Source organism: Thermococcus sp. (genome assembly GCF_027066465.1).
Classification (GTDB): Archaea; Methanobacteriota_B; Thermococci; order Thermococcales; family Thermococcaceae; genus Thermococcus.
The window spans coordinates 1-11379 of sequence record NZ_JAMONU010000095.1; the positions used below are offsets into that span (position 1 = coordinate 1).

Annotated in this window: 15 protein-coding genes; 12 read left to right on the plus strand and 3 right to left on the minus strand. The window is 52.3% G+C overall.

The window, feature by feature from the left end; all coding sequences use genetic code 11:
* On the plus strand, positions 1-255 hold a 255-nt coding region (locus MVK46_RS04525; RefSeq protein ID WP_297535458.1), incomplete at its 5' end, for a glutamate cyclase domain-containing protein.
* On the opposite strand, the gene MVK46_RS04530 is transcribed toward MVK46_RS04525, so the two are convergent.
* Positions 252-617 carry a hypothetical protein gene (locus MVK46_RS04530; RefSeq protein ID WP_297535459.1) on the minus strand — a complete coding sequence of 122 codons (366 nt, stop codon included), beginning with the start codon at positions 615-617 and terminating at the stop codon, positions 252-254. The two genes, MVK46_RS04525 and MVK46_RS04530, sit on opposite strands and share 4 nt — an antisense overlap.
* A complete protein-coding gene (locus MVK46_RS04535) occupies positions 595-1422 on the minus strand; it encodes a hypothetical protein (protein WP_297535460.1) in 828 nt (275 codons plus the stop codon). The genes MVK46_RS04530 and MVK46_RS04535 overlap by 23 nt, the downstream gene beginning before the upstream one ends.
* A gap of 183 nt (positions 1423-1605) precedes the next feature.
* Between MVK46_RS04535 and MVK46_RS04540 the strand changes: the two genes are divergently transcribed.
* The 11 genes from MVK46_RS04540 to MVK46_RS04590 all read left to right on the plus strand — a co-directional run bounded on the left by MVK46_RS04540 (position 1606) and on the right by MVK46_RS04590 (position 11191).
* Positions 1606-2088: a hypothetical protein gene (locus tag MVK46_RS04540; protein WP_297535461.1), complete on the plus strand. Its 483-nt coding sequence runs from the start codon at positions 1606-1608 to the stop codon at positions 2086-2088.
* 6 nt (positions 2089-2094) lie between these two features.
* On the plus strand, positions 2095-2448 hold the full coding sequence (locus MVK46_RS04545; RefSeq protein WP_297535462.1) for a roadblock/LC7 domain-containing protein: 354 nt from the start codon (positions 2095-2097) through the stop codon (positions 2446-2448).
* Between the two features lie 43 nt (positions 2449-2491).
* Positions 2492-3166: a DUF2226 domain-containing protein gene (locus MVK46_RS04550; RefSeq protein WP_297535463.1), complete on the plus strand. Its 675-nt coding sequence runs from the start codon at positions 2492-2494 to the stop codon at positions 3164-3166.
* A 40-nt stretch (positions 3167-3206) separates the two neighbouring features.
* Positions 3207-3824 carry an HD domain-containing protein gene (locus tag MVK46_RS04555; RefSeq protein WP_297535464.1) on the plus strand — a complete coding sequence of 206 codons (618 nt, stop codon included), beginning with the start codon at positions 3207-3209 and terminating at the stop codon, positions 3822-3824.
* Positions 3825-3916: 92 nt separating this feature from the next.
* Positions 3917-4429: a KH domain-containing protein gene (locus tag MVK46_RS04560; RefSeq protein WP_297535465.1), complete on the plus strand. Its 513-nt coding sequence runs from the start codon at positions 3917-3919 to the stop codon at positions 4427-4429.
* Positions 4430-4509: 80 nt separating this feature from the next.
* A complete protein-coding gene (aspS, locus tag MVK46_RS04565) occupies positions 4510-5826 on the plus strand; it encodes an aspartate--tRNA(Asn) ligase (protein WP_297535470.1) in 1317 nt (438 codons plus the stop codon).
* A gap of 69 nt (positions 5827-5895) precedes the next feature.
* Positions 5896-7938, plus strand: a complete 2043-nt coding sequence (locus MVK46_RS04570) for a hypothetical protein (RefSeq protein WP_297535466.1) — start codon at positions 5896-5898, stop codon at positions 7936-7938.
* A 48-nt stretch (positions 7939-7986) separates the two neighbouring features.
* Positions 7987-8343, plus strand: a complete 357-nt coding sequence (gene pth2, locus MVK46_RS04575) for a peptidyl-tRNA hydrolase Pth2 (RefSeq protein ID WP_297535471.1) — start codon at positions 7987-7989, stop codon at positions 8341-8343.
* 3 nt (positions 8344-8346) lie between these two features.
* Positions 8347-9594, plus strand: a complete 1248-nt coding sequence (gene truD / locus MVK46_RS04580) for a tRNA pseudouridine(13) synthase TruD (RefSeq protein WP_297535467.1) — start codon at positions 8347-8349, stop codon at positions 9592-9594.
* Between the two features lie 48 nt (positions 9595-9642).
* Entirely contained in the window at positions 9643-10383 is a 741-nt protein-coding gene (locus tag MVK46_RS04585; protein WP_297535468.1) for a phosphoglycolate phosphatase, read from the plus strand.
* Complete coding sequence (locus tag MVK46_RS04590) at positions 10358-11191, plus strand: GNAT family N-acetyltransferase (protein WP_297535469.1); 834 nt, start codon at positions 10358-10360, stop codon at positions 11189-11191. Before MVK46_RS04585 ends, MVK46_RS04590 begins: the two co-directional genes overlap by 26 nt.
* On the opposite strand, the gene MVK46_RS04595 is transcribed toward MVK46_RS04590, so the two are convergent.
* On the minus strand, positions 11184-11379 hold a 196-nt coding region (locus MVK46_RS04595), incomplete at its 5' end, for a M20/M25/M40 family metallo-hydrolase (RefSeq protein WP_367182627.1). The two genes, MVK46_RS04590 and MVK46_RS04595, sit on opposite strands and share 8 nt — an antisense overlap.

The following is an 11379-nucleotide window of genomic DNA, read 5'->3' on the forward strand; positions in this document are numbered from 1 at the left end:
GAAACGGACGAGCTGGTAGTTTCGGCGGTCTCTAACTGGGGTGCCTACGGACTCGTTGCAGAGCTGTCGCTTAAAACCGAGAAAAACCTGCTTAAGGGATGGGAGGAGGAGTTTGTCGTCAGGGTTCTCGTAAAGGCGGGGCTGATAGACGGCGTCAGTAAGAAAAGGGAAGTCAGCGTTGATGGCATACCAATGAGGATTCACGGGAGTGTTCTTGAGACGCTTGAGGGTTACGTTGATTGGCGGCTGGGTTAAATTCCGAGTTCCTTTCTGCTCCTCTCTATTAGTTCCTGAACGTCTTCCTCACCCAAAATTTCAAGACCCTTGGCTAGCATGAGGACTTCGCTGGAGACCTGAACCAGAGTATAGACGTATTCCCCGGTGATTATTGAGTAGAAACTCGATGATTCAAGCTCTGATATACTTTTGAGTATCTCTGGAACCTTTGCGGATAGCTCCTCATAGTTTGGGAAGGTTCCCATTATCGGAAGACCCTCCGTTGTTGCGTACAGAAAGTCCTCGAAGCTGAACTTCTTTTTGAGCAGTTCTTTAAAATCCCGGATTTCCTCTTCAGTTTTAGACCCAAGGAGGGATTTAATCCTGTCCAGTATCCCCATCTTTATCCCACCTCGAGAGCTCAGAGATGAATGAGAAGCATTCCCTCTTAAAAATATTTATGCCAATCGAGTTTATCCATTCCTCAATGTTTTTCGGATTTTCCTTCTCCAGTTCTTCCCGTATCTTGCGTGCAATCCGCCTCTGGGTCTTTTTAACCAGAGGATGTTCAATCCAGGCGTAGGCAACTCCGAGCCTTGTCAAATGTTTCGTTAGCTTGTTTTCGCATCCCTTTGTTGGAGCTATGGGCGGAACTTTGGAGAGGTAAACCAGTATAGAAAATCCCTGCTGAATTTCATCCGCTAGGATACCATCCATGATTGAGATTACGTCATCTATTGTGAGCCCCCTCTTCACTGTCCAGAAATACGCACTGCATTCGTTCATATTTGTTACAACTAGAAACTTGTACCGGCACCTTCGCCTGACGACTATTGAGAGAATCGCGATTAAAAACACCCGGTCATACTTTGAGAAACTCCTCTTTAGGTGCTCCTGGAGTGTCCTCATTTCGTGCTCCCTTATTGTGTTCCAAATTTTATAACGGGAGACCACTATCCCCCTTCGCTCGAGCTCCCTCTTTATTGAGGTTATTCCAAATCCCCGTTTCTTCAGCTCTAGAATCGTTTCAACGGCTTCTTTCGGAAGTTTTTTCTTTTTTCGCCCCGGAATTTCAACTTTTCCGGCTTTTAGGACTTGGAATATCCTTCTCTCCGAGACACCCATAATCTTGGCTATCTCCGAAACCTTAAGCCCACAGGCCCTTAATCGCTTTATTCTCTCAACGTCCTCTGGTTTTAGTTTCATTTTAGCTTCAAGACTCTGGTTATCTTTTGACAGTTTAAATATACGCTCTGAAATCTTTTCCGAATATTCGATAATAAATCTTATATTAAATTGTTACACATTGTTAATCGCCTCCTGCTATATTTATAAAAATTTGGAAAAATATTTAAATACCAACAAACATACAATGGGGGATGTCTCCCCATGACGGAGGCGAAGGTCGTGGAAAGGATGAATGAGAGGTCTGAAGAGATGGCTACAAAAATTAATAACCTGATACTGTACGGGATTTACAAGGTGCTTGGGGCCGGGGCAAAGGGCCTCGGAAACTCAATAGGCGAAGAACTACTCAGCACGATGATGGAGGAGTACGGACTTAACTTCGAGGGCAGCAATGACCCCCAAGAGCTGCTCAACCGCTTCACGGAGGTCATGATAAACACCCTTGGATTTGCTGAGAAAGGGGAGATAATAGTTGATGGCAACAAAGTTACCCTCAAACTTGACAATCCAATGGACCTCTACTCACTCCAGTTGCTGGAAAAGAAGGGAATGAAACCTGTTCTCTACCCGATGGCCAACGCAATAGCCGTTGCCATAAAGAAGTTCAGCGGGAAGAACGCACTCATAAAAGAAATAAGGGTTAGCGACAAACACGTAGAGGTAGACCTCCTGATACTGGGGTGATGTAATATGTTTGAAAACGTCATAGCCGACCTGCTTAGGGTTGATGGGGTCAGAGGAGTGGCGATAGTAAGTAAAGATGGTCTCCTTATAGAGGGCCAGGCGAGTGACAGGACGATAGACGTTGAGAGCGTTGCCGCGATGGTTGCGACAATCTATGGAACTTCGCTCAACGTATCGAAGGAAGTCTTCCACGAAGAGGCAATAGACATGGTGACTCTCGAGGCCCCCAAGGGAAAAATTATAACGGTCGAAGCCGGTGAAAACGCAGTTTTGACCGTTCTAACTGACCCGAAGGTAAACCTTGGTCTCGTGAGAATCTACCTGAAGAGGAATGCCCAGAAAGTTGCCTCAATGCTTTGATTTTGGGCCTTCAGTTTTATTTTCCATTTGAAGGTGATGCAGTATGCTCCCGGGGAAGTTCGTTAGTGTTGTTGTGGACTTTGAGAGTACCCAGGAGTTGCTCAACAGGGTTAAAGAGGGTTACCTTAAGGCTTCATGGAAAGATGGTGAGGGTCTCAAGACGGGTTACGTGGTCGTCTCCTCCGGGAAGATTGTGGGGGCGATGGTTGAAGATATAATCACCGGCGAGACTCTTGAGGGAGAGGAAGCGCTGCGGGAGATTTCACGTATTGCAGGAACTAAGAAAGTGAGGGTCGTGGAGCTGTATGAGGCGACTGTAAGCGACATTCTTGCCGAGAAACCAGATATACGGGTTGAAAGCGCGGTTTTAAGTGAGGAAATACCTGGGTGGGACTTGGAAGGACTCCTGAGACTTCTGACGTCCTACACGGGAGAGCTTCGGGTTCACAATGGAGGAACTTCCTGGAGGCTTTACGTTGAGAGGGGGATTGTAAAGGCCGCCAGAACGATTAAAGGACCCCTTCTCACCGGCAACGAGGCCATGAAAAACCTTCTCCTTGAAATGGGCCACGTGATGAAGACCGGTCGCTACGAAACCGGTGAGGGATGGGAGTTTACCAAAGAGGATGAGGTCGCGGGAGGACACGTCTTCACGGAAGGGGTAAACCTTCTCAAGGAGAAAAAGCAGTTTGAGAGAGAATTAGGCGAACAAAGGTAAAACCTTTAAGCCCTTCTGATTTTTTCCATCCGGTGAGAGCGTGAAGCTGGAAGACGTTTTTTCGAAGGAGTCCCTGGCGCTCATTGAAAGAACTAGGGAGTTTGCCAAAAGCTTCTTTGAGAGGGAAGGAACGCACGGCTTCAGCCATGTCGAGAGGGTTTTCAACCTCTGCATGCACATAGGCAGGGAGGAAGGGGCGGACCTCGAGGTTCTTGCTTTGGCGGCTCTCCTTCACGACATAGCGAGACCCCTTGAGGACGCTGGCAAAGTTGAAGACCACGCCGCCGAGGGGGCGAGGATTTCAAGACAGTTTCTCAGGAGTCTGGGATATCCCGAGGAGAAGGTCGAGGCAGTGGCTCACGCAATCGAGGCCCACCGCTTTTCGAAGGGCCCCGAACCGAGAACGCTCGAGGCAAAGATACTCAGCGACGCGGACAAGCTCGACGCGATAGGGGCCATAGGAATTGCACGCGTTTTCATGTACTCCGGTGAGCACGGGAGAGATATCGAGACTTCTCTCAGGCACTTTGAGGATAAGATACTCAAGCTCAAGGATTTGATGTACACCGAAACCGCGAAGCGCATCGCCGAGGACAGGCACCGCTTTACCGTTGAGTTCATCGAGAGAATTCGGCGGGAAATCGAGGGCGAGCTTTGAGTTCTTCTCCTTTTGGGCCGCATAATAACCTTTTTAAAGGGCTTCCTGAATTAAGGGTTAGCCTATCAAGGTCATTCTAAGGAGGTGAGAACGTGAAGGCGCCAATCTGTGAGGTTTGTCTTAAAACCGACGATATTCTCTGCCCCGCTGACGAGAAAAAGCTCCAGGAGGGTATAATCTCCGAGCTGGACGTTAAGGTTGCACGCTTACTCTACAAGCTCCTCGGCGACGTTGATATCGAGTTCAAGAAGGCCGTCGAAGCCGGGGACCTTATCGTTATCGTCGTCGGAGAGGGAGACGTCCCGATAACCATCGGCAAGGGCGGGAAGAACATAAAGGTTCTCATAAGGGAGCTTGGAAAGCGCGTTAGAGTAATAGAGGGCATGAAGGCCGAGACCACCGATGAACTCAAGAAGCTCGCCTCCGACCTGCTCTATCCGGCCGGTGTCTTCGGCGTCAACGTCGTTTACAGGCCGGGCGGTGAAACCTACTACAAGGTCCTCGTCTTCGGCAGAGACAAGAAGAAGCTTCCAGAAAAGCCCGAGATACTCGAGAGCGTCCTGAGCCAGATAGTCGGGAAGGAAGTCAAGATTTCGTTTGTCTGACCCCCTCTTCGGTTTCTTCGTTTCTCCCCCGTGCATCGAATACCTTTAAAAGCTCGCCCCTACTCCTTCTGGGGATGGCCATGTACAGGACGCACTACTCGAGCGAGATAACCGAAGAACTCAACGGCCAGCGCGTTAAAGTTGCCGGCTGGGTGTTGGAAGTCAAGGACCTGGGTGGAATAAAGTTCCTCTGGCTCAGGGACAGGGAGGGAATAGTCCAGATTACCGCCCCGAAGAAGAAGGTTGACCCCGAGATATTCAAGCTCATTCCGAAGCTCAACAGTGAAGACGTCGTCGCGGTCGAGGGAATTGTAAACTTCACGCCCAAGGCGAAGCTCGGCTTTGAGATTCTCCCGGAGAAGCTCGAGGTCCTCAGCAGGGCGGAAACACCTCTACCCCTCGACCCGACCGGTAAAGTCAAGGCCGAGCTCGACACCCGCCTGGATAACCGCTTTATGGACGTCAGAAGGCCTGAGGTAATGGCGATTTTCAAGATACGCTCGAACGTTTTCAAGGCGGTCAGGGATTTCTTCCACAAGAACGGCTTCATCGAGATTCACACGCCCAAGATTATAGCCACCGCCACAGAGGGAGGAACGGAACTGTTTCCCATGAAGTACTTCGAGAAGGATGCCTTCTTAGCCCAGAGTCCCCAGCTCTACAAACAGATGATGATGGCCTCTGGACTGGACAGGGTTTACGAGATAGCGCCGATTTTCAGGGCGGAGGAACACAACACGACGCGCCATTTAAACGAAGCTTGGAGCATCGACGCGGAGATGGCCTTCATCGAGAGTGAGGAGGAGGTAATGGAGCTCCTCGAGAGGCTCGTGGCCCATACAATCAACTACGTCCGCGAGCACAACGCGAAGGAACTCGAAACCCTCAGCTTTGAGCTGGAGGAGCCGAAGCTCCCGTTCCCGAGGCTGAGCTACGATAAGGCTCTTGAAATTCTCGCCGACCTCGGGAAGGAAATCCCATGGGGCGAAGATATAGACACCGAAGGGGAGAGGCTCCTCGGGAAGTACATGATGGAGAACGAGAACGCCCCGCTTTACTTCATTTACAAGTATCCGAGTGAGGCCAAGCCTTTCTATATAATGAAATACGACGATAAGCCTGAAATCTGCAGGGCCTTCGATTTGGAGTACAGGGGGGTTGAGATAACATCAGGCGGCCAGAGGGAGCACCGCGCTGACGTTCTCGTCGAGCAGATAAAGGAGAAGGGGCTCAATCCGGCCAGCTTTGAGTTCTACCTCAAGGCCTTCCGCTACGGGATGCCCCCGCACGGCGGCTTCGGCCTTGGAGCGGAGAGGCTGATAAAGCAGATGCTCAACCTTCCGAACATCAGGGAGGTTATCCTGTTCCCGAGGGACAGGAAGAGGCTCACACCGTAAGGCCTTTATACCTCCCTTCCCTTTTTGAGTTAGGCTGACCAGTTTAACATACCCGTGGAGGTAGTGGGAATGAGGAAACCCGTGGCTATAATCCTGATGGCTTTTATGGTTCTGTCACTGGGCTTTATCCCCGGTGTAAAAGCCGCAACGGTCCCGACTTACGCGAGCATCAGCGGTATCTCCCTCGAACTGGGTGATAAAGCCATCCTAGGGCCTTACAACGTGACCTTCGTCGATGTGAACCTCGCCTGGACGCAGGTTTACCTTCAGGTTACTGGGCCGGAGGGAACGAAGACGGCCGTTCTTAACATCTCTCAGTCCCTTGTGTATCCATCGCCCACCAACGTAATGCTCAACGTTACCCTCAACTGGATACGCTCCGATACCAAGAGCATAATAATCACGATAAGCTCTCCCCTTACGAAGCTGTACTCCAACAAGGCGATTCCCGTTGGAACTCAGTTTACCCTTCCAGAGGGCTTTCCCCCAATAAAGGTCAAACTCGAGTCGGTTTCCTCCACCGGTGCAACGTTCCTCGTCACGATGCCATACGGAGCGCAGTACACCCTCAGCATACCTAAGGGAGAAGCAAGGGGAGTTTCCTATCAGATTGACAGCATACACTCCTACATCAACTACCTCTACATTGAAGTCGTGAATGTGACGTCAAACCAGGGTGCCGTGATAAACCTTTACGTTCCAAGAGTTGCGACGACGAATCTCAGAATAGTAAGCCCGAACCAAGCCCAGCAGAGCACTGCTCAGACCCCTGAGGTGAGCACAACCCTTCTCTACGACGGTCTCCTCTACACCGGGGAGAAGCTCCAGATAAAGGACAACGGAACGAGCTACTACTTCCAGCTCGTTTCAGTTATTCCGGACATGGTAAGGATGACCGTTTACAGGGAGAACAAAACCATCGGCACCTACACCCTTGAGGTCGGCGGCCTTCCAAGAGTCGTGGATGGCTCACCCTTTATGGTGTCAGTTCAGAGGGCTGAGCCTCAGTATAAGAGGGCTCTCGTGAGAATATACGGACCAATCAACGCTGAGGTGGTCCCGATACTCAGGTCGGCGAACGTTACGGTCAACATAACCGCCGTTCCAAAGCAGGTTCTCGTTGGGCAGGACATAGTCCTTTCAATAGGGGTTGAGAACCTCGGCAGAGGCGACGCCTACCAGCTCAACGTTGCCGCTCCAATTCCCAGCGGCTTCAAGCTCGTGAGCATGACCAAAAGCTGGCAGATAAACACCCTTCCTGCCTTTACAAAGCTTCCAATGCTTGTTTATGTTCTAAAACCCTTAAACGTTGGAAAATTTGATATTGGAAAGGTCATGGTAACGTATTACGACGACCAGAGCCTTGAAACTGGCAAAATGAAGACCGTCTACTCCGCTCCTCTTACAAACGTAATCGTCTACGGAATTCCTCAGCTGACCTTCAATGCGGCCGCTTACAACGGAACGTGGGGAACCTACGTCACGGCCAAGCCAAACCAGACCGTCAAGCTTGCCGTAACCATAAGTGCATCCAGCGGCAACCCGGCGTACGAGTTCGTAAAGAACGCGACCCTCTATCTAACGCTGCCAAAGGGCGTTAAGGGGGCGAGCGTCCTTAAAGTTGGGGACATAAAGGCCGGTGAGAAGAAAACCGTCGTGACAGACCTCAAGGTTACAGCCGAGAACCTTTCCCACGTGAGCGGGGTTCTCATCTACTACGACCCGCTTGGGAACGAGCACAGGATTACCCTCGGAAACCTCGTGACAATTAACAGCATACCGCCCAAAGTCATCGTAAAAGAGGTCAAAGTCTGGCCGAAGCCCGACGAGCTTCCGCAGTACATAAACCAGACCCTCGCCAAGATGGAGAACGCAACTCCCCTGGCTGAGCAGATAGCGGGCGTTGTCTCCCAGTACCTCCCGCCGAAAAACCAGAGCAACCCGTGGAAGCCCCTCACAGTGCTGTTCCTGATTACAACCCTCGTTGCAGGCGCAGTCGCCTACAACTACTACAGCCAGCTTGAGAGACTCAAGCAGAAGGTGCTGAGAAAGAAGCAGAGGCGTCCAGGAGGGCTTCCCAAGAAGGAAGAGGAGGAAGAGCTTGAGCTTTGAAGCCCAGCTACCTTTTTAAATTCTCCATTCCTCTTTTCTCCCATGAGCGTGTTCAAGTACAAGCAGGTTATAGTCTCGCGGAAAGATTTGAAGCTCAGCAAGGGTAAGTTCGCAGTTCAAGTTGCTCACGGTGCAGTTACGGCGGCGTTTAAGGCTCAGAAGGAAAAGCCAGAGTGGTTTAAAGCGTGGTTCAGCGAGGGGCAGAAGAAGGTCGTCGTCAAGGCGGAGAACCTTGAGGAGCTGTTCCAGCTCAAGGAAAAGGCGGAAAGGCTTGGACTTCCGACGGCGCTCATAAGAGATGCCGGACTAACGGAAATTCCGCCCGGAACGGTTACCGTTCTCGCCATCGGACCCGGTCCGGAGGAGCTGGTTGACAGGGTTACCGGCCATCTCAAGCTGGTGTGAGGGATGGACTACCGCGAGTTCTTCTCTCGGTTCCGGCACCTGAGCGAGAAGCCCGGGATAGGGGGTAGAATCAAGGTCTTTCCCGAGGACTTCGTTGTTATCGAGGAACCACTCCCCCAGATTTTTGAGGGAAAAAAGCACGCGATTTTCCTCCTCAAAAAGCGAAACTGGGACACGATGGCGGTTATTAAGGAGGTTGCCAAGCGCGCCGGGATAAGCCACCGCGAGATTGGCTTCGCCGGAACGAAGGACAGGCACGCGGTAACCTACCAGTACATAAGCGTGCCCGCCGAGGCTAAGGAGAAAGTTGAGTCGGTTCAAATCCGGGACGTTGAGCTGAGGTTCATATCCTACGGGAGGTTCATTAAACTCGGCCACCTGCTCGGCAACAGGTTCAGGATAATCGTCAGGGACGTTAGCGAGGACGCCTTTGAAAGGGCTAAGGAGATAATCAGGGAGCTCCGCGAGAAAGGTGGCTTCCCCAACTACTTCGGCTACCAGCGCTTCGGTGAAAAGAGGGTTGTGAACCATCTGATTGGAAAGCTCCTCCTTCAGGGAGAGTTTGAGGAGGCCGCTAAAATATTTCTCGGCTACGCCGACGGGAGCATGGAGGGTGATGAAGCCAGAAAGAACTTCTGGGAGACGGGAGACGTTGGTAGGGCCTTGGAGGAGTTCCCGCGCTTCCTCCGCTACGAGAGAACTCTGCTCTACACCTACAGGAAAACCAGAAGCTGGAAAAAGGCTTTCCTGTCCCTCCCGCTCCCGATAATGCGCATCTTCATCCACTCATACCAGAGTTACCTCTTCAACCTCTACCTGTCAAGGCGCATTGAAGAGCTACTTCTCGGCGAACCGCTCGTCGGCGATATAGTGGTTCAGGTAAAGGGGGGAATCCCGTACCGCGACAGAACATATCGCGTCACCGAGACGAACATCAACTTCGTTCGTGAGAAGGTGAGAAGAGGCGAGGCGATGGTTTCGGGCCCGCTCTTCGGCTTCGCGATGAGGAGAGCCAATGGAATTCCCGGCGAACTTGAGGGGGAAATTCTCGAGGAGGAAGGAATAACCCTTGAGACATTCAAAAGGCTCCCGAGGCCGATGGCAGAACCCGGTGGAAGGCGGGAACTTCTAATCCGCCCAGTAGGTATGACCTACGGCTACGTCCCCGGAACCGGAATGTGCTTCCGCTTCTTCCTCCCGAAAGGTGTCTATGCGACCAGTGTTTTGAGGGAAATCATGAAGGACCACTGAAAGCAAAGCCTTATATTCCCGCAACCTTTCCCGTCTTCGGGTGAGAGAATGAGGATTAAGGCGATATCCCTCGACATAGACGGCACGATAACGTACCGAGACAGGACGCTGAGCATCGACGCCCTGAAGGCTATAAGGCTCGCCGAGAAGCTCGGCGTTCCGGTCATGCTGGTCACTGGGAACTCCGTTCCATTCGCTGAAGCCGCGGCCGTTTTCATAGGAACGAGCGGACCGGTCATAGCTGAAGACGGCGGGGCGCTCTCGCTGAAGGGCGAGGGAACGATGAGGAAGCGCGTTTTTCTGACCGATATGGACGAGGAGTGGATACTCTGGAGCGAGCTGAAGAAACGCCATCCTGGGGCAGAGCTGAGCTACTCGACGATGGAGCGGAAGGCTGGTCTCGTTATAAGGAGAACGGTTCCCGTTGAGGCCGTCAGGGAAATCATAGAGGAGCTGGGGCTTAACCTGGTGGCCGTGGATTCGGGCTTCGCAATCCACGTGAAGAAGCCCTGGATTAACAAGGGGACCGGGATAGAGAAGGCCTGCGAGTTCCTCGGAATAAAGCCGGACGAAGTTGCCCACGTCGGTGACGGCGAGAACGACCTCGATGCCTTTAGAGTTGTCGGCTACCGCGTTGCCATTGCCCAGGCCCCCGAGAGCCTCAAGCAGAAAGCCGACTACGTTACCGAGAAGCCCTACGGAGACGGCGGGGCGGAGGCGGTAGTGCACATCCTCAAGAAGTTTGGCTACCTGGGTGAGGACGATGAGAATCCGCCCGGCGACCCTTGACGACGTTGGGAAAATAGTTGAACTCCACACATACGGAAGAGATGTGGTCGGTAGCCTTTACGAGCGCTACGCTCAGGGCGGTCCCTGGATGGCAGTTGAGACCCTTGCGGTTCATCTCAACAACCTCCTGCTCGATGACCAGATGGCGGCCGTTGCTGAACTCGACGGCAAGGTCGTTGGAGAGGTCGAAGTGTTCTTTTCGGAGGAGCCGATTTTGGGCAGGCTCAGGAACATAGCCCATGTTGACGTTATCGAGGTTCATCCGGCCTACCGGGGCAGGGGAATTGGAACGGCCTTAATGGAGTTCGTTGAAGAGGTTGCCCGTGAGAGGGGAGCGGAACTGATGACTGTTCAGCCCGACAAAGAGGCAGAGGGCTTCTACGAGAAGCTCGGCTTTAATGTGGAGCTGTTCTGGGGGAAGCTCGTCAGGGTGTGCACTGGCGGGAGTGGAAGCGTGATACCCGCAAGCTTTACGTGGGAGGAGGTCAGGGATTTGGAGCTGATAGCTGGAAGGTTTCAAAGCTCGTGCAGTGTTTTCTTTTCGGCCGTTAGGGACAGCATCGCCGGAATTCACTACACGGTGGAAACGGGCAGAAGCGGAGGCTCGTACTACGCGTTGAGAAACCTGCCGGGGAGGAATGGTGCCGCAATGTTTCTGCGGGGCTGGCTTGAAGACGTTAAACCGGTTCTCGCGAGGGCCAGAAGTCTTGGTTTCTCGGAAGTTCTCACGGTTCTTCCGGAGGGGACTGAGAGCTTTGGTGCTGAGGAGCTGGGAAAGATAAAGGTTGTCGGAAAAGAACTCACTTGAGGAACTCGAGGGCCAATGCGACTTCCATAGCCGTTCCAAGATACAAGACGTCCTCGTCCACGTTGAACTTTGGATGGTGCGGCGGGTAGATTATTCCCTTCTTCTCGTTCCTTATTCCGAGTGCCAGGAACGCCCCGGGAACGCGCTGGAGGTAGTAGGCGAAGTCCTCCGCGCCCATGGATTGGGGA

Coding starts and splice junctions, on each gene's coding strand:
- MVK46_RS04585 (WP_297535468.1), top strand. CDS start 9,643: ATGAGGATTAAGGCGATATCCCTCGACATAGACGGCACGATAACGTAC.
- MVK46_RS04570 (WP_297535466.1), top strand. CDS start 5,896: ATGAGGAAACCCGTGGCTATAATCCTGATGGCTTTTATGGTTCTGTCA.
- truD (WP_297535467.1), top strand. CDS start 8,347: ATGGACTACCGCGAGTTCTTCTCTCGGTTCCGGCACCTGAGCGAGAAG.
- MVK46_RS04550 (WP_297535463.1), top strand. CDS start 2,492: ATGCTCCCGGGGAAGTTCGTTAGTGTTGTTGTGGACTTTGAGAGTACC.
- MVK46_RS04540 (WP_297535461.1), top strand. CDS start 1,606: ATGACGGAGGCGAAGGTCGTGGAAAGGATGAATGAGAGGTCTGAAGAG.
- MVK46_RS04545 (WP_297535462.1), top strand. CDS start 2,095: ATGTTTGAAAACGTCATAGCCGACCTGCTTAGGGTTGATGGGGTCAGA.
- MVK46_RS04530 (WP_297535459.1), bottom strand. CDS start 617: ATGGGGATACTGGACAGGATTAAATCCCTCCTTGGGTCTAAAACTGAA.
- aspS (WP_297535470.1), top strand. CDS start 4,510: ATGTACAGGACGCACTACTCGAGCGAGATAACCGAAGAACTCAACGGC.
- MVK46_RS04535 (WP_297535460.1), bottom strand. CDS start 1,422: ATGAAACTAAAACCAGAGGACGTTGAGAGAATAAAGCGATTAAGGGCC.
- MVK46_RS04590 (WP_297535469.1), top strand. CDS start 10,358: ATGAGAATCCGCCCGGCGACCCTTGACGACGTTGGGAAAATAGTTGAA.